At 64.1% G+C, this 237-nt stretch carries 1 protein-coding gene; it reads right to left on the reverse strand.

Annotation, left to right across the window (positions count from 1 at the left end; all coding sequences use genetic code 11):
- On the reverse strand, positions 1 to 237 hold a 237-nt coding region (locus tag AAEZ02_RS23450), incomplete at both ends, for a penicillin acylase family protein (RefSeq protein ID WP_351125637.1).

Below are 237 nucleotides of genomic sequence, written 5' to 3' on the forward strand. Positions count from 1 at the left end.
GTGCCGGGTTCAGGGTGTTGTGATCGCCACCGCTGGCGAAGGGGCCGCGGATGACCTGGCCGCTGGTATTTTTCCATGTGGTGCTGTGCAGCTTGCCCCACTGCCAGGCCTTGTGATCGGCGCCCAATTGGCTGTCGCCAGTAGTGATGGCGGCGGCCAGGGTGCGGGCCAGGATCGCGGGTTTGTCTTCTTTTTGCGCGGTACGCGTGTCATCCCAGAACGGGCTGTCTTCACGGC

The sequence above is a fragment of the Shewanella sp. T24-MNA-CIBAN-0130 genome, assembly GCF_040310185.1.
In the GTDB taxonomy this organism is placed as follows: Bacteria; Pseudomonadota; Gammaproteobacteria; order Enterobacterales; family Shewanellaceae; genus Shewanella; species Shewanella psychromarinicola.